General features: G+C 44.6%; 20 protein-coding genes, 1 rRNA gene and 2 pseudogenes. 1 reads left to right on the top strand and 22 read right to left on the bottom strand.

The window, feature by feature from the left end:
- Positions 1–85: 85 nt before the first annotated feature.
- From AB5Z12_RS18645 to AB5Z12_RS18570, 16 genes and pseudogenes are all read right to left on the bottom strand, one after another.
- Positions 86–385 carry a BMC domain-containing protein gene (locus tag AB5Z12_RS18645; RefSeq protein ID WP_368357472.1) on the bottom strand — a complete coding sequence of 100 codons (300 nt, stop codon included), beginning with the start codon at positions 383–385 and terminating at the stop codon, positions 86–88.
- A gap of 317 nt (positions 386–702) precedes the next feature.
- On the bottom strand, positions 703–1413 hold the full coding sequence (locus AB5Z12_RS18640) for an NTP transferase domain-containing protein (protein ID WP_368357473.1): 711 nt from the start codon (positions 1411–1413) through the stop codon (positions 703–705).
- A complete protein-coding gene (gene yqeC / locus AB5Z12_RS18635) occupies positions 1410–2135 on the bottom strand; it encodes a selenium cofactor biosynthesis protein YqeC (protein WP_368357474.1) in 726 nt (241 codons plus the stop codon). The genes AB5Z12_RS18640 and yqeC overlap by 4 nt, the downstream gene beginning before the upstream one ends.
- Positions 2136–2283: 148 nt before the next feature.
- On the bottom strand, positions 2284–3099 hold the full coding sequence (yqeB, locus tag AB5Z12_RS18630; protein WP_368357475.1) for a selenium-dependent molybdenum cofactor biosynthesis protein YqeB: 816 nt from the start codon (positions 3097–3099) through the stop codon (positions 2284–2286).
- Between the two features lie 376 nt (positions 3100–3475).
- On the bottom strand, positions 3476–3967 hold the full coding sequence (gene xdhC / locus AB5Z12_RS18625) for a xanthine dehydrogenase subunit XdhC (RefSeq protein ID WP_227201055.1): 492 nt from the start codon (positions 3965–3967) through the stop codon (positions 3476–3478).
- Positions 3964–4950 carry a xanthine dehydrogenase subunit XdhB gene (xdhB, locus tag AB5Z12_RS18620; RefSeq protein WP_368357476.1) on the bottom strand — a complete coding sequence of 329 codons (987 nt, stop codon included), beginning with the start codon at positions 4948–4950 and terminating at the stop codon, positions 3964–3966. The genes xdhC and xdhB overlap by 4 nt, the downstream gene beginning before the upstream one ends.
- Positions 4951–4967: 17 nt before the next feature.
- A complete protein-coding gene (gene xdhA / locus AB5Z12_RS18615; protein ID WP_368357477.1) occupies positions 4968–7241 on the bottom strand; it encodes a xanthine dehydrogenase subunit XdhA in 2274 nt (757 codons plus the stop codon).
- A 230-nt stretch (positions 7242–7471) separates the two neighbouring features.
- Positions 7472–7624, bottom strand: coding sequence for a DUF6783 domain-containing protein (locus AB5Z12_RS18610; RefSeq protein WP_368366389.1), 153 nt, complete (start codon positions 7622–7624; stop codon positions 7472–7474).
- Positions 7625–7634: 10 nt separating this feature from the next.
- Positions 7635–8126: a 4Fe-4S binding protein gene (locus tag AB5Z12_RS18605; RefSeq protein ID WP_368357479.1), complete on the bottom strand. Its 492-nt coding sequence runs from the start codon at positions 8124–8126 to the stop codon at positions 7635–7637.
- A 3-nt stretch (positions 8127–8129) separates the two neighbouring features.
- Complete coding sequence (xdh, locus tag AB5Z12_RS18600; RefSeq protein WP_148463353.1) at positions 8130–10712, bottom strand: selenium-dependent xanthine dehydrogenase; 2583 nt, start codon at positions 10710–10712, stop codon at positions 8130–8132.
- Between the two features lie 216 nt (positions 10713–10928).
- A complete protein-coding gene (gene ygfK, locus AB5Z12_RS18595) occupies positions 10929–13928 on the bottom strand; it encodes a putative selenate reductase subunit YgfK (RefSeq protein ID WP_368357480.1) in 3000 nt (999 codons plus the stop codon).
- 2 nt (positions 13929–13930) lie between these two features.
- Entirely contained in the window at positions 13931–15268 is a 1338-nt protein-coding gene (gene ssnA / locus AB5Z12_RS18590) for a putative aminohydrolase SsnA (protein WP_118583354.1), read from the bottom strand.
- A 158-nt stretch (positions 15269–15426) separates the two neighbouring features.
- Positions 15427–15540, bottom strand: coding sequence for a DUF6783 domain-containing protein (locus tag AB5Z12_RS18585; RefSeq protein WP_368357481.1), 114 nt, complete (start codon positions 15538–15540; stop codon positions 15427–15429).
- A 108-nt stretch (positions 15541–15648) separates the two neighbouring features.
- The gene (locus tag AB5Z12_RS18580; RefSeq protein ID WP_118583352.1) at positions 15649–16242 is read right to left on the bottom strand and encodes a histidine phosphatase family protein; all 594 of its coding nucleotides are present in this window, start codon (positions 16240–16242) and stop codon (positions 15649–15651) included.
- Positions 16235–16615, bottom strand: a complete 381-nt coding sequence (locus tag AB5Z12_RS18575; protein WP_118583350.1) for a bifunctional adenosylcobinamide kinase/adenosylcobinamide-phosphate guanylyltransferase — start codon at positions 16613–16615, stop codon at positions 16235–16237. Before AB5Z12_RS18575 ends, AB5Z12_RS18580 begins: the two co-directional genes overlap by 8 nt.
- Positions 16551–16738 (bottom strand): annotated as a pseudogene (locus AB5Z12_RS18570) (DUF6783 domain-containing protein); the annotation flags it as partial. The gene AB5Z12_RS18575 and the pseudogene AB5Z12_RS18570, both read right to left, overlap by 65 nt.
- Between AB5Z12_RS18570 and AB5Z12_RS18565 the strand changes: the two are divergent.
- A pseudogene (locus AB5Z12_RS18565) lies at positions 16722–16768 on the top strand (DUF6783 domain-containing protein); the annotation flags it as partial. The pseudogenes AB5Z12_RS18570 and AB5Z12_RS18565 sit on opposite strands and share 17 nt — an antisense overlap.
- Positions 16769–16804: 36 nt before the next feature.
- Here the strand turns inward: AB5Z12_RS18565 and cobS are convergent.
- From cobS to AB5Z12_RS18535, 6 genes are all read right to left on the bottom strand, one after another.
- Entirely contained in the window at positions 16805–17569 is a 765-nt protein-coding gene (gene cobS, locus AB5Z12_RS18560; protein WP_330590186.1) for an adenosylcobinamide-GDP ribazoletransferase, read from the bottom strand.
- Complete coding sequence (locus AB5Z12_RS18555) at positions 17556–18098, bottom strand: bifunctional adenosylcobinamide kinase/adenosylcobinamide-phosphate guanylyltransferase (protein WP_118583346.1); 543 nt, start codon at positions 18096–18098, stop codon at positions 17556–17558. Before AB5Z12_RS18555 ends, cobS begins: the two co-directional genes overlap by 14 nt.
- A 1-nt stretch (position 18099) precedes the next feature.
- Positions 18100–19152, bottom strand: coding sequence for a nicotinate-nucleotide--dimethylbenzimidazole phosphoribosyltransferase (gene cobT / locus AB5Z12_RS18550; protein WP_368357482.1), 1053 nt, complete (start codon positions 19150–19152; stop codon positions 18100–18102).
- Positions 19149–19565, bottom strand: coding sequence for a GtrA family protein (locus tag AB5Z12_RS18545; protein WP_173771960.1), 417 nt, complete (start codon positions 19563–19565; stop codon positions 19149–19151). Before AB5Z12_RS18545 ends, cobT begins: the two co-directional genes overlap by 4 nt.
- Positions 19549–20511 carry a glycosyltransferase family 2 protein gene (locus tag AB5Z12_RS18540; RefSeq protein WP_368357483.1) on the bottom strand — a complete coding sequence of 321 codons (963 nt, stop codon included), beginning with the start codon at positions 20509–20511 and terminating at the stop codon, positions 19549–19551. Before AB5Z12_RS18540 ends, AB5Z12_RS18545 begins: the two co-directional genes overlap by 17 nt.
- Positions 20512–20792: 281 nt before the next feature.
- Positions 20793–20908 (bottom strand): 23S ribosomal RNA (locus AB5Z12_RS18535); the annotation flags it as partial.

Genomic DNA, 20908 nt, shown 5'->3' with positions numbered 1-20908 from the left:
TTATTTTACTCTGAGGTATTTTTTTCTCAACCTTCTTTCTCGGAATTCCTTATATTTAAATTATATAAGAAGCTCCTGACATATTCTATTTGTTAATGGTCATCTTAAGTGCTGTCTCCGTGTCTGCCGTGGGGGATGCAATTACCGTATGGGAAACAATTTTACCAAGGGGCTTCGCAGTCTCCAATACCACTTCCATAGCTGCATTTACATCGGAAACGCTACCGCGCATTTTTACACAGGCTCCACTTTTCAGTCGGTTTCTCTCTACGCTCTGGATTTTTACATTTGCAGCCTTGGATGCTGCATCAAGAGCCACAAAGCAGGCTACCAGGTTATCCAGTTCAAACACCCCAACCGCCGTGCCATCATAGTTATCTGCCATTTTATCCTCCTTGTAAGACGGGAAAATGGGGTACTGCTCTCTTTGTTCACGTAAAATGCCCACGGAATTCTTCTTGCGAACAGAAATATAAATACTTCTCCCGACTGCTTTCTTTTCCATTAGTATACCTTGTTTCTATCATAATTACAAGTAATTTCTGTCTGGAATCTCACACAAATTCACAAAATACAACAAAATCCCACATTTTATATTTAAATGTCGTTTCCTACTGCTTCCGTGTATAAAAGATTCCATACTTTTGCTCATTTTTTCGGAAATGTCTTATATTAGACAATAGCTCTTAAAGAGAGCGTTCTTTACAATTTAACATCCATATCGGTAAGTTCCTTCACATCATTCACTTTCAAAACAGCTGTATCATCTCTATGTGCAGTTATCACAGCTTTACCACCTTTATCTCCATTAATGGAGAGCAGGGAGTCGTAGTATTTTTTTGTAAAAATGCAGGGGTTTCCAAGTTTTCCTTCGCAGGAGACACAGGCGATTCCTTTGCCTGATGTTTTTAGGAGGGTGATGAGCTGGCGAATTGTGGCGGTGGTGAGCCAGGGCTGGTCGGAGACGGTGAAAAGGCAGGCATCAACGTCTAAGTTGGCTTTTAAGCCGATTTTCAGGGAGGAGGAGATTCCCTCGTCCGGATGAGGGTTGATGTATACGTTTACACCCAGGGATCTTGCGGCCTGCTCTATTTCTTCGTACTGGGTGACTACTGTTATTCTTTTATAGCAATCTCTCTGTTTAAATAATTTCCCCTTTATTTCACCAAGAGGTACAATTACTTTATTGCATTCTATATGTTCTCCTTTATAGCCTTCCTCATTCTGCTTTTCCAAATGTTCACCGCATTCCACTTTTTCAATACACTCTGTTTCTTCAAGCCATTCTGCCACGATCAGCAGCTTCTCCAGAATATGCCGGTACATTGGCTTCCCTTCGATCTCATATAAAAGCTTATTGCTTCCAAACCGCCGACTGTTTCCAGCTGCCAGCATGATCAGTGCAATCTTCATAATTTTTCTGCCTCTCTTAAACTGCCATATGCAGCTATTGTGCCTTGCTTTGTCAGGTCTTCTACTATATGCTCTGCCGGAGAAGAATCGGGCAATATGTCTGCTTTATTTAAATATACACGGTAAACTTTATGGTCTACATTTTTATACAAACCGTGAACAGAGATTGCTATTTTTTCTATGTCTTCTTCGGTAACAGGTGCTTCCAGATTTTTTTCAAGAAAAGAACTGGTGTATTCGGCACGGTGGGCGGTCTCGCAGATGGGTTTGCCAAGACAGTCCAGACCGATCACACTTACTACTACGTCTGCAAAATCAGGAATTGCCGGTTCCCAGTCAGCTGGAACCTTCAAGGGTTTTCGTTTCGCTCCGTCTGCTTCGATTAGCATAACATCACAAAATGGAACCAGTTTCTTCAATGCAGTTTCCTCTATGGCACACATTTTTCCAGAGGTTTCTTCAATATCGGCAACTGCTGCAAAGCCGTGTTCCTTTAATATTTCCGGGACGCGCTCAATGCAAGTGCTCTTTACCAGCGGCAGCATGGGATCATATGCCATATGGGTGGTTGTGGAAATAATCACTTTTTTACCCAAAGCCTGTAATTCTTCATTCAGGCGGTAAATCAGACTTGTCTTTCCACCACCACCGACTACAGCGATCACTGGGTATTTCTCTATATCAAGTTTTAATAAGTCCAGAAAATATCCGTATCTTTTCATCCTGACCTCCTTCACGCCAATTATTTTCATGCAATAATTCATTGCCTGACTTCGTAACCATAAAAAACAATTCTATAAAAAGTATATAGGCTTCATAACATTTCCCAAGCGAAAACATGTTAATAAATGCAATGCGACCAAACACGCTCTAGTCTGGCAATACACCCTCACTGAGCAAGATCTCCACCACACTTCCAGCAATACATCTGGCCTTATCCGAAATGGTAAAGCAGTTCTTCTTCTCCTCTTTTCTGGGATCAATATCGGCGATTTTCATTCCAACAGGAACATTGTAGCCTTCCTTTATAATTCCCCTTAATACGCCTGTTATAGAGGCTTCTACAGAGGTTTCTCCCACGTAGGCAAGAATCTGTCCTTTCTCTACAATATCGGCAATATGGACCATATTATGGATTCTGCCGGTCCCCGGGGAGTGGATCACACGTTCTTTGCTGACACCGCCTACCATTCCGGGGACACCAGTATTTGGAATGGCCGGGCCCTCTGTGATGATTCTGGCAAGATCGTGACCTCGCATGGTTTCCACAACGTAATCTACGTCTTCCCCGGCTGTAAAGCCTGGTCCCAGACCAATGGTAAGGGGTGCCATATTTCTTGAAGTTCCAAGATTTCTCTTTGCAAGAATTGCATCTACCAGAGCAGCTACCTTGCCCTGCGCGGAAAGTTCAATAATACAATTGCCTGCCGGATCGACCATAAGTGGGATTTCCCCTGCTTGCCAGACCTGCCCGCATTCTTCCAGAGAATCTATTCTTCTGCAAAGAATCCCTTCTACTGCTGCTGTCCCATCATACACAGCTTCGCAAAACGCTACCTTTCTGCGGATTGCACTTGGTTTTTCACATTCTAAGATCAATACACGATAGCCACAGCGATGCAGTCTGTGGATCACGCCGCTTGCCAGGTCTCCGCCGCCGCGGACTATTATACACTTGTCACTCATACTTTTTTTCCTGCCCATTTTTAATATTTTAGAAAAGGCGGGGAAGTCCCCGCCCTCTGATATTTTTGTGTTATAACAATATTGATACATGTTAGTCATTTTTTATTTAATTCAGTTAATTTCATAACAATATTGTTTTGTAATTAATATTATAACACTTTTTCCATTTACAGTATAGTATAAAATACATTTTTAATATAGAACCCATGAACAATAGATTACTGTTCACTCCGTTCACAGCAACATGCTTCGCGATGCACAGAAATCATGCATTCGCATGATTTCGCGCCGCACTTCTCGGGTTTTCTGGGAACTACGTTCACAAAAACAGCACGCGGAATGTCACCAGTAAACAGTAACAACAGCAGCACTTAAATTATTTACCCTCAGCGGCCATATTCTCCTTATTCACCTTCTCCACTGCATTCACAATATTCTCATACCCTGTACAGCGGCAAAGATTTCCTGCCATATGTTTGCGGATGGCATCTCTCGTAAGCTTCTCGCCCCGCTCAAGAAGCACTGTGGCAGACATAACAAAGCCTGGTGTGCAGAATCCGCACTGGATGGCGCCTTCCTCAATAAAAGCTTCCTGAATCCTGGTAAGTTCGCCATTTTTCTCAAGACCTTCCAGGGTGCGGATATTCTTTCCCTCAGCCCAGACTGCCAGATAAATACAGGAGTCAATGGTCTCGCCGTCAATGATCACAGTACAGGCACCGCATTCACCTACTTCACAGCCTTTCTTCACAGAGGTAAGCCCAAGGTGGTTTCGCAGCATGTCAAGAAGGGATTCTCTCACGTCCACATACTCAGCTACCTCTTTTCCATTTACAGTACACTGTACCAGCCGCATATCCTTTTTCATGACTGCTCACCTCCTGTTACATTCTCAGCATCAGATGAAGGATAAATTTTTCCATTTGAACTTATATTTTCGTCTGAAGTTGTCCGGACATCCGGCACTACAACTCCCGTCACCATTCCCCTGCGAACACTCTCCTTCAATGCCCGTTTGGCAATCTCCCCGCCAATCTGCAGGCGGAATGCCTTTGAAGCTCGCCAGGAATCTCTGGGATTGATTTCTTCCCTTACCAGCTCTTCCACCTTCTGGTAAAGTTCCTCGCCAATTTTCATGCCCCTCAGCGCCTCTTCCGCCTTCATACAGCGATACGGCACGGGTGCAGCTACACCAAAGGTGATCCTTACATCCTCCAGAACCTTTTTCAGAGGATCGATTCTGCTGACTACACTACAGCTCAGAGTCGCAATATCCATTGCATTTCGCATGGAATACTTAATATAAAATCCATGATATCCCTGATAATCCTTCCCTGGGATCACAATGTGGGTGAGCACATCTCCCTGATGCAGATCCACCTTACCAGGTCCCAGATAGAAATCCCTGATAGGAACCATCCGTCCACCAGTTCCATCTGCGATCCGCAGCATGGCATTCAGTGAAAAAAGTGTAGGTGCACTGTCCGCACTGACCGCACCATTACAGACATTTCCGCCAATAGTACCAATATTGCGGACCTGAGGTCCGCCAACCTGATCTACTGCTTCCCCCAAAACCGGAATCAGCTTCTGAATCACCGGATCATTGGTCACATGGGAAAAAGTAGTTCCTGCTCCAATATAAATATCACCAGACTCCATCTGCCGAATTCCCTTGATTTCCTTAATATCACGAATGCTCACTAAAGATGTACCGGCCATTTTGCCCTCACGGATCTTAATCAGCACATCACTTCCCCCGGAAATCACCCTTGCATCCGGATGCTCCTTCAGAAGAGTTACCGCTTCCTTAATGGTCTCTGCATTATAATAATTTTCAATATCGTACATTCCTCATGCCCCCTTTCTCAGATCAGTCCGGCCTTTGTAAAACCGTCTATCAGTCTTTGCGGTGTCAGAGGAATCTCAGAAAAGCCGATGCCAGTTGCATGAAGCACAGCATTCCGGATGGCCGGTGCACTTGGAATTGCAGGAGGCTCGCCAAGGGCTTTATTTCCATATGGACCCATTGGATCGTTCAGCTCTACAAACTCAGCAGTCAGATCCGGAGTATCCATCATTGTCATCATTTTATAATCCAGCAAAGTCCCATTTAATGGTCTTCCTGTTTTCTCATCGATAAGAAGCTGCTCAGAAACTCCATAACCGATTCCCATAAACATGCCGCCATGAACCTGCATTGCTGCAAGCTGCGGATTCAAAAGGGTTCCACTGTCATGAACATTCACAATATCCAGAACCTTGATCTTGCCAAGTTTCATATCTACTTCTACTTCCGCAAAACAACAGCCGCTGGCAACTGTATTCTTCTTCACCTGTCTGGAAACCTCTGCTGTAAGGACAGAAGAATTACTCAGACTGTAATAGCTCTCCATAGCCAGATCCTCAAGGGAAATCGCAGGCTTGCCATCTGCCAGAATATAACCATCCTCCAGTTCCAGCCGGTCCACATTACCTGGAACAAGTGTTCTGGCATATTCTAAGATCTTCTGCTTCAGCTGCTGCGCACATTCCTTCACGGCTGTACCGGTGACAAAGGACTGTCTGGAAGCATACGCACCTGTATCAAAAGGCGTCACATCTGTATCCTGCTGGGTTACAATATGCACCCTGGAAATATCCATATGTAAGGTCTCTGCTGCCATCTGGGAAAATACAGTATCCGCGCCTTGTCCAATCTCTGTAGCACCAACCTGCAGCTGTACACTTCCATCCTGATTCAGAGACAGCCTTGCACCTGCAATCTCCAGAGAAATTGGCCATACACCAGTCTTATAGGAAAACAGTGCCATACCAACTCCACGCCGGATATCGCCAGTCTGGTTCTGATATGCTTTCCGTTTCTCATCCCAGTGAATATACTCTGCTCCTTTTTCCAGGCACTCAAAAATACCGTTGGTATTCGCTGCGATTGGCTTCAGATAGGCATCTTCATAATAGCCATGGATCAGATTTTTTCTGCGGAATTCCAGCGGATCCATACCGATTTCATAAGCAATATCATCCATAAAGCTCTCCGTAGCAAAGCAAACCTGAGGAATACCATATCCTCTCATCGCCCCTGCTGTAGGACAGTTGGTATAGACGGTATAAGCTTCCCCTCGGATATTTGGGCATGCATACTGAAGTCTGCTGGCCGTCAGACCATTGGCTGCTATGGCATGTCCGTGGGATGCATAAGCTCCCTGATTGGAATAGGTAGTCATCTCTTTTGCAAGAAGATGTCCTTCTTCATCCACGCCTGCTTCCATGTCATATTCAATGGAGTGACGGGTTCTGGTATTGGTAAAGGTCTCCTCACGTGTAAGCTCGATCTTCACGGGACGACCGCCCACCTGCATGGTGAGAAATGCATTCAGAGGTTCATAAAGCACCTCCTGCTTGTTGCCGAAACCACCGCCTACATAAGGCTTGATCACACGTACCTGCCCCCAGGGGATTCCAAGTGCCTGGCCAACAATACGGCGCACAATATGGGGAATCTGTGTGGAAGAAACCACCACGACCCTGCCCTTTTCCATATAGGCGTAAGAAATATTATTCTCAATATGGCAGTGCTGGACAATAGGTGTCTTATAACTTCTTTTCAGCTTCGCGGCAGCCTTCTCCATTGCGCTGTCCACATCTCCGATCGCAAAGCTGGATCTTGCCAGAATATTATCCTTCTTGTCAAGATGAATGGGATGCTCCGTTCCACGCATGGAAATCTTCGGGCTCACGACCACCGGATATTCTTCATATTCTACTTTGATCAGCTTCAATGCCCGGGAAGCTGTCACTTCGTCCTCGGCTACTACAGCTGCAATATCATCGCCATAATACCGTACTCGTCCGGTGAGCAGATTACGGTCTGCCACATCCTGATGAGCAAGCTCCACGGACCAGGGATGTCCTGGGGTGGGATAACAATGATTCGGTACGTCCTTAAAGGTAACTACCTTTACTACGCCGTCCAGAACCTCTGCTTCGCTGGTGTCAATGGTTTTTACCACGCCGTTTCCGATCTTTGCATGATAAACCCTGGCTACCAGACACTTATTCAGAATCAGGTCATCTGTAAATTTCGCACGTCCTGTCACTTTCTCATAAGCGTCTACTCTTGGAACACTCTTTCCAATCATATGCTTCACCTTCTTTATATTTTTTGCAGCGGATGCCTCCAATCCGCCCTTTACCCCCTCATAAAGGAATGGCCGACGCCGTTCAAAAAACAAGTTTACGGTTCTTCTTTGAACTGATCGTCGGCCCTTTATGCTTCTTCTCTTTCCGTCTCAACCTAAAAAATATTGTACAAAATATTCTTTCAACGCAAAATTATTGTATCATATTTCACCGATGTTTTGCAATAATTTTATAAATAATTTAGTTGTTTTATCTGTATAATTTTGAAATTTCTGCAAATTCGAAGCTCTATCAGCCTGGAGCATGTCTGGAAAATCATTCCAGCAATCTTCATTCCCTGCTTTGCGGTATATTTCGCCATGGAATATTGCGTAACTGCCATAATCGCTTCTCTAATTTTTCGCTGTATAAATCCCCCGCAGATCGTAAATCGCATGTCTTGGACACTTCACTGCGCACATTCCACAGCTCAGGCAGACAGACTCTTCTATCACTGCACAGTTATCTGTAACCTGGATTGCCCCGGCCGTACAGGTCTTCTCACAGATTCCACAGCCGATACAGCTGACTTCACACTGTTTTTTTGCCTCTGCCCCTTTACTCTTATTTGAGCATTTTACTACGATCCAATTGGCACATTCATGGACATGAATGATCTTCTGGGGACATACCTTCCCACATGCCCCGCAGCCGATGCATTTTTCTTCATCTATTTCCGCCACACCATACTCATTCAGGGAAATGGCGCCAAATTTACATTTCTCCACACAGGCTCCACAGCCAATACATCCATCTTTGCATCCATTGTCCCCTGCTGTAACCCTGCACCCCCCGTTACATGCCACAACAGCTGACCGATACGGAAATTTCTTCTTTACTGCCATCTCTCATCCCTTCCTTTCATATGGTGTTTCGCTAAGAGGAAGGCTGTAACGCCTTACACCATCTCTTCGGAAATAGGCATCTGCTATTGCGGGTGCTGTGGGAATGGATGTAATTTCTCCAATACCAATAGCACCGCAGGCAACCTTAAGACCTGGTTTGTCGATAACAATGGCATCGATCTTCGGAATCTCATGTGCACGGAAAAGGCCTAAAGAACCATACTTGGAAATAGGTTTACAGTTCTCATCAATGGGATATTTTTCCCGCAGGGCAAATCCTATGGACATTACCACACCACCCTCGATCTGCCCCTCACAGGACAAAGGATTTACCGCTTTTCCCACATCATGAGCAGCAACTATCTCTTCTATCTTGCCTGTCTTGGAATCCAAAATACAAACCTGGGTAGCATATCCATAAGCAACATGGGAAACCGGATTGGGCACATTTGCACCAAGAGGATCGGTCTTCGCAAGATATTCTGCATAATAAACCTTACCGATCATATCTTCTACGCTTAATCCTGCTTTTTTATCCTCCATCAATTTCTCACAGGCTCTTCTGCAGGCCTCACCGGTGATCAATGTCTGTCTGGAACCGGATGTAGTTCCGGAATCTGGTGAAATCCAGGTATTGCTGCGCTCGTAAATGATATCCTCTCTTTTTATATCTGTATTACTCACGATCATCTGGGTCAGTACTGTGCCAAGCCCTTGTCCAATACAGGAAGCTCCTGAGTAGATGTGAAGCTTCTTATCCTCTTCATAAATCAGTTTCACGCGGCCAGTGTCTGGAATTCCAACACCAACCCCTGCATTCTTCATGGCGCAGCCAATGCCCACCGCTTTTCCTGCTGCCAACGCAGCTTCATATTTCGGCTGTACCGCTTCTAAGGTCTCCACAAGACCTGTGGAATCGTCAACAATCTGACCATTCGGAAGTGTCTCCCAGGGCCGAATCGCATTGCGGTAACGAATTTCCCAGGGAGTGATTCCCACCTTATCTGCCATCATATTCAAAAGTGTCTCTGTAGCAAAACAGGTCTGGGTAACTCCGAATCCGCGAAATGCTCCTGCCGGCGGATTATTGGTATAGTAAGCTGTTCCCTCAATTTCAAAGTTTTCGTAGTGATAAGGACCTGCTGCATGGGTACATGCGCGCTCCAGAACCGGACCGCCAAGAGATGCGAATGCACCTGTATCCGCGGCAACCTTTGCCTTTACTCCCATGATATTTCCATTTTCATCACAGCCCATGGTCATATCCATATAAAAAGGATGGCGCTTAGGATGGACCAGCAGGGATTCTGCTCTTGTAAGCTTCATCTTAACCGGTTTCTTCGTTACATAGGTAAGAAGCGCGCTTAAATGCTGCACAGTCATGTCTTCCTTACCGCCAAATCCGCCGCCTACCAGCGCATTTTGTACCTTTACTTTGTCTGTACCAAGAACTAAGCTGCATTCGTGCAGAGTCTGATGTGCTGACTGGTCTGTAGAATATACAAAAACATCTCCGTCTTCATCATAAAAAGACACAGCACATTCCGGTTCCAGAAATGCGTGTTCCGTCCATGGTGTCTCAAAATGATGGGAAATCACATATTTGGAATTTTTTATAGCCTCTGCTGCATTTCCCCGGCTGATATGTTTATATGCACAGATATTGTTCTCTTCCTCATCAAATACCTTTGGTGCATCTGGTTTCGCTGCCTCTTCAATCGTATGAATGTGAGGAAGCACCTCATACTCAACCTGGATCAGCTTCGCTGCCTTATCCGCAGTCTCTTTATCCCGGGCTGCCACAAGTGCAATGGCATCTCCCAGATAATGGGTAAGCCCTCCTATGGGAATCAGGGTATACTGATCATGCTTTAAATGTCCGATTTTATTCTCTCCTGGAATGTCTTCTGCCGTAACAACCGCCTCTACCCCAGGAAGTGCCAGTGCCTTGGTCTTATCAATGGAAAGCACTCTTGCACGCGGATATTTACTTCTCAGAGCTGATCCATAAAGCATACCATCCAGATAAAAATCGTCTGGATATTTTCCGGTACCAAGAACCTTTTCCCCAACATCGATTCTTGCTACGCGGGAGCCAATATGCCAGTCGTTGTTAATTTCTTCCGGAAGTGTCCCCTCCTGCATAACTTTAGCCGCGATCCGTACTGCATCTATAATTTTTACATATCCGGTGCAACGGCAATAATTGTTACGCAAGGCATATTTGATTTCTTCATCAGTGGGCTCTTTATTCACATCCAGAAGAGCTTTCGTGCACATTACCATGCCAGGAATGCAAAAGCCGCACTGTACGGCACCAGCCTTTCCGTATGCATACGTATATACCTTTTCTTCCCATTCTGTCAGACCTTCTACTGTAATGATATTTCTGCCATCCAGCAGATCTGTATCCGGCACACAGGCCTTACAGGTTCTGCCATCGATAATCACTGTACAGGCTCCACAGGCACCCTCACTACAACCATCTTTTACAGAAGTCAGATGTAACTCATCACGGAGAAATCTGAGCAGCTTTTGATTTTTTTTCGTCTCTACCCTCTGGCCATTGACTGTAAATACTGCCATGTTGGACTCTCCTTTCTACTACCCCATGAAAGTCAGATGCTTTTAACTGCGCTCCAAACTTTCACAGTGAACTATGAGAAACACATTCTGAAGGTTTCCCAAATTATCGCAGCAGTCACCAAGATCTTATGCATGAACATACTTCGGCTCGCTGCCTGTCAAAATATAGACACTGTCCACAGCCCTTAAAAAGCTGTGGACAGTATTTCTATTACCTTATTTAGTTATCAGATATCCATAATCATCGATCACTGCACAGATCAGCTTCTTCAAACCGTCATACAGTTTGTCTGCCGGATCGTCTGCCTTGCAGTCTGTGATCTGGCCTACAAATCTGACCTTACAGGTCTTATTCTCTTTATCCAGAACAACAAAACCATCGTTCTTACTGTCTGCCATGTCTTTCTCGTTTGCAAACAGAGTAAATTTATCCTTGTATGGTGCACTTGCGTATGGGCAGAAGCTCTTACAGTTACCGCACTCATTACACATATAATCTACGTGGATCACCTGATTCATAGCCATTCCAGGAACCTTGATGGAAATATTGGCACGGTTCGGGCACACATCTACACAGTTCTCACAGACTTTGTTACAGGTAAGACATCTCTCTTCCTCTGTCTTCGCCTCTTTACTGTGCTTCAGGATACCTTTCTTTTCGAAACAGTCTTTCACATCACCTGTCACAGCTGCATCTCTGGTAATCTCTTTGCCAAGAATATCTTTCACTGCCAGCTGTGCATCCCGGATTCCCTCTACGATGGTTGCTGCGCCTCTGGCGCCGTCTCCGGCAACATAGACACCACTCACGCTGGTTTCAAGAGTCTTATCGTTGACCTTTGCTTTTCCTCTTTCATCTACTGCGATCTGGTTGGCAGTGTAGAAATCGGTATCAATCTTTTCTCCAACAGCTACGATCACGGTGTCAGCCGGAACCTCTACCACATCTGCAGTCTCGGTTACACCTGCACGTCCGGAAGCATCCATCTGGCCAAGCTTCATCTTCTTGCAGAGCAGTCTGCCGCCATCAAGACTTACAGGAGAAAGAAGTTCCTTAAACTCAACGCCCTCCTCCAGAACTTCCAGAAGCTCATCCTCTGCAGCTGGCATATAGCGTTTGGTTCTTCTGTATACAAGATAAACATGCTCTACGCCTTCTGTGCGTTTCGCAGCTCTTGCAGTGTCCATAGCAGTGTTTCCGCCGCCGATTACAACTACATTTTTGCCAATATTCAGCTTACCATCATTTGCCTTGAAATCACGAAGGAACTTCAGAGCGTTAACGGTCTCACCTTTTTCCAGTTTCAAAGTGCCAGGCTTGCCAGCTCCGATTGCCAGGATCACAGCATCATAACCCTGTGCTTTCAGATCTGCCACAGAAGTGATCTCTGTATTTGTGCGGATCTCTACACCCATCTTCTGGATGAAAGAAATATCTTTGTCAATGGCGTCGTCTCCAATACGGAATCCAGGTATCACGTAACGGATCACGCCGCCGGCTTTCTCTTCTTTTTCAAAAATGGTAACTGCTGCGCCCTCTCTTGCAAGGAAGTAAGCAGCTGCAATACCTGCAGGACCGCCACCAACTACGGCGACCTTCTTACCGTTTGGCTCGCCAGCCTTGATCTCACCGATCAGCTGCTCATAGCCATGCTCTGCTGCTGTCAGCTTGGTGCCACGGATATTTACGGATTCTTCGTAGAAATTACGGGTACATTTGGTCATACAGTTGTGTGCACATAAGGTACCTGTAATAAATGGCAGGGCATTTTTCTCAAGGATCACTTCAAGTGCTTCTTTATATTTCCCCTCACCAGTCAGTGCTACATACTGTGGAATATCCTGATGGATTGGACATCCTTCAGAACACGGTGCATAGAAGCAGTCCAGAAGAGGAACTTCTTTTGTGCTCTTTCTGTTCGGAACCGGCTTAATGTTCTTCACATGATGCCCATCAGTAATAGCATCTGCTGCCAGCTTCTTCAGTGCATCCACATCGATTCCTTCCCTTTTTTTCGGACAGATTCCTTCTACCTTATCTACTACCTGGGTAAATCTCTGGTAGCCGCCTGTCTTCAAAAGGGTGGTAGCCATAGTTACAGGCCAGATACCGCATCCCACAATTTTGTCAATATTGTAATAATCTGCACCTCCGGAATAGGAAATTCGAAGTTTTCCTGCGAATTCAGCAGAAAGTTTGGCTGCAAGGGAAATGGACAGCGGGAACAAAGCTTTACCGGACATGTACATTTCTTCACTTGGAAGCTCATTTCGTGTAACGTCAACCGGGAAAGTATTGGTAATCTTTACACCAAATTCCAGGCCCAGTCCTTCGGATAATTTCATCAGCCGTGTAAGCATGGGGACTGCATCCTCATACTGCAAGTCGTCTCTGAAATGGAAATCGCCGAATACCATATAATCATATCCCATCTCATCCATGGTCTTTCTTGCAAAATCATAGCCAAGAAGGGTCGGATTGCATTTTACAAAGGTATTCAGATGTTTCTCTGTAAGCAGATAATTTGCAATGCTCTCAATCTCCTGTGGAGGGCATCCATGCAGTGTGGAGATCGTAGCAGAATTACAGACATTGGACGGGATTGCTTCGATGTCTTCTCTGGTAAAATTCTGGAACTTGTCAGCATTGTCCAAAAGCCATTTTCTGCATTCCTGGAAAATAACAGTGTCCTTTGCTTCCATCATTCCGTCAATAAAGGTATTGACCTTGTCTCCCTTAATTCCTGCAAGATCATATCCTACGGAAATATTAAACTGGAACCCATCCTGTGCACCCAGGCCGAATTCTTTCGCGATCACATGAAGGATAAACCATGCCTTGATGTACTCGCCCATCGCGTCCGGAACAGTCAGCTCAGTTGACCATTCGCAGTTATATCCCTCATCATCTGCAAGAATACAAGGTTTATTCACGCATGCAGAAAGCTCTGCGCCATCCATCTTCTGAACTGTCTTCAGCTCAAAGAAACGGGCTCCTGCATAATAAGAAGCAATGATATTCTGTGCCAGCTGGGTGTGGGGACCTGCTGCCGGTCCCACTGGTGTCTCCAGGTTTCTGGTAAAAATAGTCATATCATTCTTCGGATCTGCTGTGTATGGGCGATGTACCCCAAATACAGTGTCCTGCCCTTTTTTCTCCTGAAGGACCCAGTCCATCAGCTGCCCGAAAGGCATACATGTCATAATATCGCTCATATTTATTTTCCTCCGTTAATATCGTCAGCCAGTTCCTGTGCAGACTGACGGCAGTCAGCCATAACCTTATCTACGTCACAAACCAGCACTTCCCTGTCTTTCATAAGAACCTTGCCGTTACATACAGTAGTCACAACGTCATGTCCTGTAGTTCCAAACAGAAGATGTCCGTTTACATTGTCTGCTCTCATAGGTGTAAGCGGGTTGTAATCCATTACGATCACATCGGCAGCTGCCCCCTCTTTCAGAACACCAAGTGGTTTCTTAAAGTAGCGGTTGGCAATAATTGCATTGTTCTCAAAGAGCATCTTGGGAACCTCACCCCATGCAGCATTTGGATCGCAGAGATGATGCTTGTGAAGGATATTGGCAACCTTCCAGGATTCCAGCATATCGTGGGTGTATCCATCAGTTCCAAGTCCCGTAACGATTCCCTTATGTACCAATTCCATGGTAGGCGGACATCCGCAGGCATTTCCCATATTGGATTCCGGATTGTGGACAACCATGGTGTCAGTCTCTTTAATTAAATCCATCTCATGCTCGTTAATATAAATACAATGTCCCAGAAGCGTCTTCGGCCCAAGAATATTCCAATCGTAAAGTCTGTCTACAATTCGTTTGCTGTGCTCCTTCAGGCACTGATGAAGGTCATAGATTCCCTCTGCAACATGAATATGATAGCCAACACCATCTGGCTTCAGTTCGTTACACAATTCCATGGTCTCATCGGAAATAGTGAAAGATGCATGCATACCCATCATAGCAGCGATCATGTCGCTGTCATCTGCAAGTGCGTGTTTGATAAAGTTCACATTCTCCATTACAGATTCTCTGGACTTGTCCATGCCGTCACGGTCGGAAATTTCATAGCAAAGGCAGGTACGGACACCAAGATCCTTAGCTGCTGATTCAATAGCACTGAGGGAACCGGTAATATGTCCAAAGCTTGCGTGGTGATCAAATACAGTCGTTACACCATTCCGGATACTGTCGATGTAAGTAGCCATCGCAGAAAGTCTGGTCTGCTCCAGGGTAAGATGACGGTCAATGGTCCACCACTGTCCATCCAGAATATCCAGAAAGCCCTTGGGATTATATCCTTTAATACTCAGACCTCTGGCAAAAGAGCTGTAGATATGCTCATGGGTATTGATAAATGCAGGCATGATAACTCCGCCTCTGGCATCTACAAATTCTCCATCTGGATATGCTTTTTTCACCTCATCTGTAGTCCCCACCATAACTATGGTGTTACCATCCATTGCAACTGCGCCGTTCTCTATAAATGCCTTGGATGCGTCCCGTGTGATCATTCTTCCATTACCAATAATAAGCATATGGCATCCTCCTTTACTTGTTAAAATTGTTGAATCAAAAAGCACAATTCAACATTTTTTAGGATATTTTATACAGATAATGTAACACATTCCCATATAAATTTCAATAGGAAATCTAAAAATATTTTTGGCTTTCTCAAAATTTTTGTTCAGACAAACTAACTGAGCACAGACAAAACAGGCTCTAGGGCATGTTTGAAAATGCTTTCTACAAGCTGTACGTCACAATTCGAGGGAGATTTTGCCCGCAGTCTGCATAAACATGAAAACAAGGCAGTCTGTCAATTAAACAAACTGCCTTGTTCTCTCTATTAATGGATTTTTCAAACAAGCTCTAATCCATAGCTGATTTTCCATCTGCATTATTCGTATATGTATCTTTATAACTCCCGGATCACATGCAAGAATTTCCGGCCCTTTTTCCATAATTCAGGATCAATTTCCACCTCATAGCCTTTGCCATTCTGCACATGCCAGTCATAAAAAGAGCGGTCTTCGTCTGCATATTCTTCCATAACATTCATGATCGTACCGCCATGCACCACAAGTGCTGCCAAAGAAATCCCATTACGGAGACAACCATTTACAGCTTTCTGGAAGCCGGTCACATTGCGTCTTTTAAATTCCTCTCTGCTCTCTCCTCCCGGAAATGGCAATAGTCCACCAGAATCGATCCAGGACTGGTAATGTTCATTTCCGTCCAGTTCCTGATAATTTTTATTTTCAAATTCTCCAAAATCACATTCTGCAAGCTCATCAATAATATTCAGCTTTTTTCCGGGAAAAAGGATTCCTGCTGTCTGGGTACAGCGGATCATAGGACTTGCATAAACTGCCTGTACTTCCGGATAAGCAAGCTGCGCCAGCATATTCCCAGCCTCCGGACAAAGAGGTTCATCCGTTCTTTTTCCTATATATCTTTTTAACTTATTCCCCTGGGTTTCCCCATGACGAATCAGAATAAGTTTAAGCATTTTTGATCACCGTCCCAATTCCACATACTACACGTATTACCTTTTTGCTTTTTGATGCGAGATCCGTACAGACTCTTCCCACTGCCTCCCGGTATTTCCGGTCAAAAGCATCCATGGGGACAACGCCGTATCCTACTTCCTGACTTACCAGAATGATATCCGGATTTTTCTCCCATAATTCTTCTGCCAGTCTGGCCACATCTTTGTCTGCTTTTAATTCTTTTTTGATATACTCCTGAAAATCAAGGACGCCCTCTGCATTCATAAGCTCTTCTTTTTCCAGATCGGCTCCCTTTTTCCAGCAGACATCAGGATGATGTGCTTTTGCATATGTGCTCTTTCCCTGAAAAGCACCTCCAATGATCATTTCCATTGTTACAATTTCTCCTTTTTTCCCAGTTCCCGGAGCGTGTCTGTAAAAGACTTTCTGCAAGATGTACGTCACAATTTGTGGGAGATTTTGCCCGGATGAGGGCGCGTAGCGGGCTACGACAACCGAATTCGGGCAAAATATACCGCAAAGTGGGGCGTGCAGATTGCGGGAATGATTTTTCAGACACGTCTAGATAAATACAGAAACAACAGCCAGTACAACAGCCATTCCCACCTCACAAAGGCACAGAAAATATCCTGCCAGGTCACCTGTAATCCCGCCAAAATATTTCATTGCTTTATAATGATAATAAAGGAAAACAAGTACTGCAGTTCCAAATGCCAGAATGCCCATCACAGGCTGGATCCATATCATCACCGCCAGCAGAATTCCAAGATAGACGATCAGCACATTTCGCACGATCATATCTTCTGCTTTTCTGGAAAATTCTGCTACAGTTCCATCTTTACGTGCCTTTGGAAACATCATGACACTGATTCCGGACAAACATCTGGAAACCATAAATCCGAGAGCCATAATCAAAAGTGCCCGCCTGTCCGTCCACAACTGACTGTAAGCTCCATACCATATCAGAAAAAAAGCACAGGCTGTAATAACCGCAAATGCACCGGCATGGGAATCTTTCAGAATTTCAAGACGTCTCTCCCTTTCCTGCCAGGAGCTTAATGCATCCGAAGTATCCAGAAGACCATCTACATGGATTCCACCTGTCACCATTACCGGAACCAGTACAAGAACTGCTGAGACAAAAGACGGATTAAATCCAAATTTTCCGCCTGCCCATCCTACCAGATAAGAAAGCGCTCCAATTACCAGGCCGATAAAAGGAAAAAAACAGAATGTATATTTCATATTCTCCTTGTTCCAGTCTGCCATTGGCATAGGGATTTTTGAATACATGGCAAATGCCACTTTAAAATTATTCCACAGCATTTTCAATGATTTTTCCTCCTTTATGCCAGATTGGAATCCCATATACTACTTCAACCACCTCATCAGCCATTTTTCCAATGTTTTGATTGATTATCCCCAGATATTCCTGATAGCGGATGGTATCGCCCTCATAACTGGCTGCTTCGGAAAAAATCTCATTCGTGACAATCACCAGATGACGTACCTGGCTACTCAACTTTTTTATGCCTTCCAAAACGGCTTCCACAGTTTTTTCACCAGCCCCTTTTTCCTCAAACATCTCATTAGCGGCAAGATTGGACATACATTCCAGAAGAACCACAGCATTTTCCGGGAAATCCAGATTCTTCAATCCGGTATAGCATTCAACTGTCTCGAATCCTTTTCCTGCACGCATTTTCCGATGACGTGCCACACGCTTATGACTTTCCTCGTCATATGGATGCATGGTTGCAATATAGATTCTTTTTGCCGGTCCAAAAGATACTATTTTATCTTCTGCAAAAGCAGATTTTCCGCTTCCGCTTCCTCCGGTCACGACTGTCATCATATTAATTCAGCTCCTCGTACTGGTCCACGTGAATATCATCAAATGTACTTAATGTATTGTAAAGAGTAGCTCCCATATCAAGAAACGGACAAAGGGCAATGGCTCCAGTGCCTTCCCCAAGACACATGTCAGCATGAAGCACAGCTTCTTTTCCAAGCTCATCCAGAACAAGATATGCTGCCGGTTCTTTGGACACATGACTGGCGATCATATAATCCGCTGCCTCCGGGCAAAGTCTGGCTGCTACAAGTGCGGCAACTCCGGAAATAAAACCGTCAATAAGAACCGGAATCTGTAATGCAGCTCCACCAAGATACACACCTGCCATTCCTGCGATATCAAGACCTCCAACTTTTGCAAGCACGTCTATGGAATCTTTTGCATCCGGCTTATTTAAATCAATGGCTTTCTTAATCGCCTGAATCTTGCGGGTAAGCCCATCGCTGGAAAGTCCTGCACCACGGCCAGTCATGGTTTCCACAGGTTGCCCCAGAAGCACAGATGCAACTGCACTGCTGGTTGTGGTATTTCCAATTCCCATCTCACCAGTTGCAAAAAGACGATACCCCTGAGCCTTCAGTTCTTCTGCCATAGCAATTCCTGCTTCAATTCCCTTTATGGCTTCGTCTCTTGTCATAGCCGGACCTTTCGTCATATTGTGGGTTCCATACATAACTTTCAGATCTGTACGTGCTGTAGTATCTCTTACCATTCCCACATCTACTGGCTTTACATCCACTCCACACTGGTGGCACATTACACATGCGGTAGTGGTTTCTTTTACAAAATTATCTGCTACAATTGCAGTGACTTCCTGTCCTGTCTGGGTAACCCCCTCTTCTACCACGCCATTGTCTGCACACATGGCAACAAGAGCCTTTTTTCCAAGATTCACTTTCTCATCCCCTGTAATTCCAACGATCTGCGTAATCAGATCTTCCATTTTTCCAAGGGAATGGAGAGGCTTGGCGATGCTATCCCATCGTCTTCTGGCTGTTTTCATTTTTTCCTCATTCAGAGGCTTTATCTGTTTAAGTGTTTCTTCTAATGTCATGATTTCCTCCCGCTGGTAAATACCAGGAATTTACTGAATATGTAATTTAATGCCAGAACTACAAACTGGGTGATAAATTTGCCGGCCATATCATTCATGTGTATGATCTCTGCAAAGAACCATACGCCTGCTACTTCGATCACCATTGTTACACCTCTCGCTCCGACAAATTTGCAGAATGGACGGATATGGTCTTTCAAAGTCTCGCATTTGTCCTGAAAAACAAATTTAGAGTTTACCACATAAGCAAAAAGAATTGCCAGAATAATCGAGATCACATTTGCAAGATCTCTTTGAACTCCTGCCTGGCGCAGAAGAAAAAAGCTCACCAAATTCACCAGTGTAGTACATCCTCCAAAAAACACATAACGTACCACATCACTGGCATACAGTTTCTTAATGAGAGCAGTCATGGTTTACCTCCTGATAGACATCCTCTTTTCCACGAAGAATCTGGGAAATGATATAACGTGGACGCCGTTTTACTTCTTCGTATATTTTTGCAATATAATAGCCGATGATTCCAAGACTGAGCATAATAGCGCTTCCAATAAGCAAAAGAACGATAAGGGTAGTTGTATATCCCTCTACCGCTCTGCCGGCAAAAAATTGTACCAGCGAATAAATAATCAAAATCAGGGAGCATCCAAAGCATGCCCCTCCTACGACCGTTACAAATTGCAGCGGTGCTGTAGTAAAAGCCACAATATTGGTAAACGCATATTTTATCAAGGACCAGGTAGACCACTTAGACTGTCCAGCTTCTCTGTCCCGCACCTCAAATTCCACATAAGTGGTCTTAAATCCCACCCAGGATGAGGTCGCACGGAAAAACATATTTCGTTCTGGCATAGAAAGAATACTATTCACTGCTTTCCTGTCCATCATTTTGAAATCCGAAGCATTCTGCATATTCACACCTGTAGCCTTGGACATGATTCCATAGAAAAAGCCAGCGCTCTCTTTGTGAAGCAGACTTTCCGTTCCTCTTGATTTCTTTACGCCTTCGATTACTTCCCATCCCTGCTCCCAGAGATGGTACATGGAAATCAAAGTTTCCGGCGGATGCTGCAGATCACAATCCATAACTGCCACCACATCTCCTGTAGCCTGGGCCATTCCTGCATATACTGCTGCTTCTTTTCCGAAATTTCTGGAAAAATGAACGCCAAGAACATTTCCATCTTTTTCTCCGGCTTTGGTGATTTCTTCCCAGGTTTTGTCTTTTGAGCCATCGTCAACAACAACTAGTTCGTAGGAAATGCCGGCTTCTGCTAATACTTCATGAAGAACACGACAGGTTTTTCCTACCACCAGTTCTTCGTTATAAGCTGGCAAAACCACTGATAATCTGCTCATTTTTTCATCCTCTTCTCTGCTGACAGCCTTGTATATTTATGTTTAAAACGTGACAGCAGATCTTATTCTTTTCGATTTTTCAACGTTCCCATTATATTACAAATCCAGTGGGCAGGCAACCTTAATTGATATTCTTCAGAATTTAATAACAAAAAAACGATAACCAACCGGCTACCGTTTCCGTTCTGTACCTTCAAAACTACATACATGTTACATCCTAATGGAATCATTTTACCTCTGCGTAAGTCTGGCAGCCACTTTATAACTGCCTTTCTCATTTCTTGGTCAAGCCCTCACCCTATTAGTAACAGTCAGCTCCATGCATTACTGCACTTCCACCCCTGCCCTATCTACCTCGTCGTCTTCAAGGGGGTTTACTTCTTTCGAATGGGACATC

It is taken from the genome of Ruminococcus sp. RTP21358st1_G6_RTP21358_211008, assembly GCF_040908885.1.
Classification (GTDB): domain Bacteria; phylum Bacillota; class Clostridia; order Lachnospirales; family Lachnospiraceae; genus Blautia_A; species Blautia_A faecis.
The sequence above is the reverse complement of the archived record's forward strand: the minus strand, read 5'-3'. Positions and strand labels throughout refer to the sequence as shown.

Excerpts from the sequence above, each read along its gene's own strand:
- xdhA (WP_368357477.1), bottom strand. The coding sequence starts at position 7,241 with ATGATTGGAAAGAGTGTTCCAAGAGTAGACGCTTATGAGAAAGTGACA.
- cobS (WP_330590186.1), bottom strand. The coding sequence starts at position 17,569 with ATGCTGTGGAATAATTTTAAAGTGGCATTTGCCATGTATTCAAAAATC.
- AB5Z12_RS18610 (WP_368366389.1), bottom strand. The coding sequence starts at position 7,624 with ATGGCAGTTACGCAATATTCCATGGCGAAATATACCGCAAAGCAGGGA.
- xdhB (WP_368357476.1), bottom strand. The coding sequence starts at position 4,950 with ATGTACGATATTGAAAATTATTATAATGCAGAGACCATTAAGGAAGCG.
- AB5Z12_RS18580 (WP_118583352.1), bottom strand. The coding sequence starts at position 16,242 with ATGCTTAAACTTATTCTGATTCGTCATGGGGAAACCCAGGGGAATAAG.
- xdhC (WP_227201055.1), bottom strand. The coding sequence starts at position 3,967 with ATGAAAAAGGATATGCGGCTGGTACAGTGTACTGTAAATGGAAAAGAG.
- cobT (WP_368357482.1), bottom strand. The coding sequence starts at position 19,152 with ATGACATTAGAAGAAACACTTAAACAGATAAAGCCTCTGAATGAGGAA.
- AB5Z12_RS18640 (WP_368357473.1), bottom strand. The coding sequence starts at position 1,413 with ATGAAGATTGCACTGATCATGCTGGCAGCTGGAAACAGTCGGCGGTTT.
- yqeB (WP_368357475.1), bottom strand. The coding sequence starts at position 3,099 with ATGAGTGACAAGTGTATAATAGTCCGCGGCGGCGGAGACCTGGCAAGC.
- ygfK (WP_368357480.1), bottom strand. The coding sequence starts at position 13,928 with ATGAGCGATATTATGACATGTATGCCTTTCGGGCAGCTGATGGACTGG.
- AB5Z12_RS18545 (WP_173771960.1), bottom strand. The coding sequence starts at position 19,565 with ATGACTGCTCTCATTAAGAAACTGTATGCCAGTGATGTGGTACGTTAT.
- yqeC (WP_368357474.1), bottom strand. The coding sequence starts at position 2,135 with ATGAAAAGATACGGATATTTTCTGGACTTATTAAAACTTGATATAGAG.
- AB5Z12_RS18605 (WP_368357479.1), bottom strand. The coding sequence starts at position 8,126 with ATGGCAGTAAAGAAGAAATTTCCGTATCGGTCAGCTGTTGTGGCATGT.
- ssnA (WP_118583354.1), bottom strand. The coding sequence starts at position 15,268 with ATGCTTATTATTGGTAATGGAAGAATGATCACACGGGACGCATCCAAG.
- AB5Z12_RS18555 (WP_118583346.1), bottom strand. The coding sequence starts at position 18,098 with ATGATGACAGTCGTGACCGGAGGAAGCGGAAGCGGAAAATCTGCTTTT.
- AB5Z12_RS18645 (WP_368357472.1), bottom strand. The coding sequence starts at position 385 with ATGGCAGATAACTATGATGGCACGGCGGTTGGGGTGTTTGAACTGGAT.
- xdh (WP_148463353.1), bottom strand. The coding sequence starts at position 10,712 with ATGGCAGTATTTACAGTCAATGGCCAGAGGGTAGAGACGAAAAAAAAT.
- AB5Z12_RS18575 (WP_118583350.1), bottom strand. The coding sequence starts at position 16,615 with ATGGAAATGATCATTGGAGGTGCTTTTCAGGGAAAGAGCACATATGCA.
- AB5Z12_RS18540 (WP_368357483.1), bottom strand. The coding sequence starts at position 20,511 with ATGAGCAGATTATCAGTGGTTTTGCCAGCTTATAACGAAGAACTGGTG.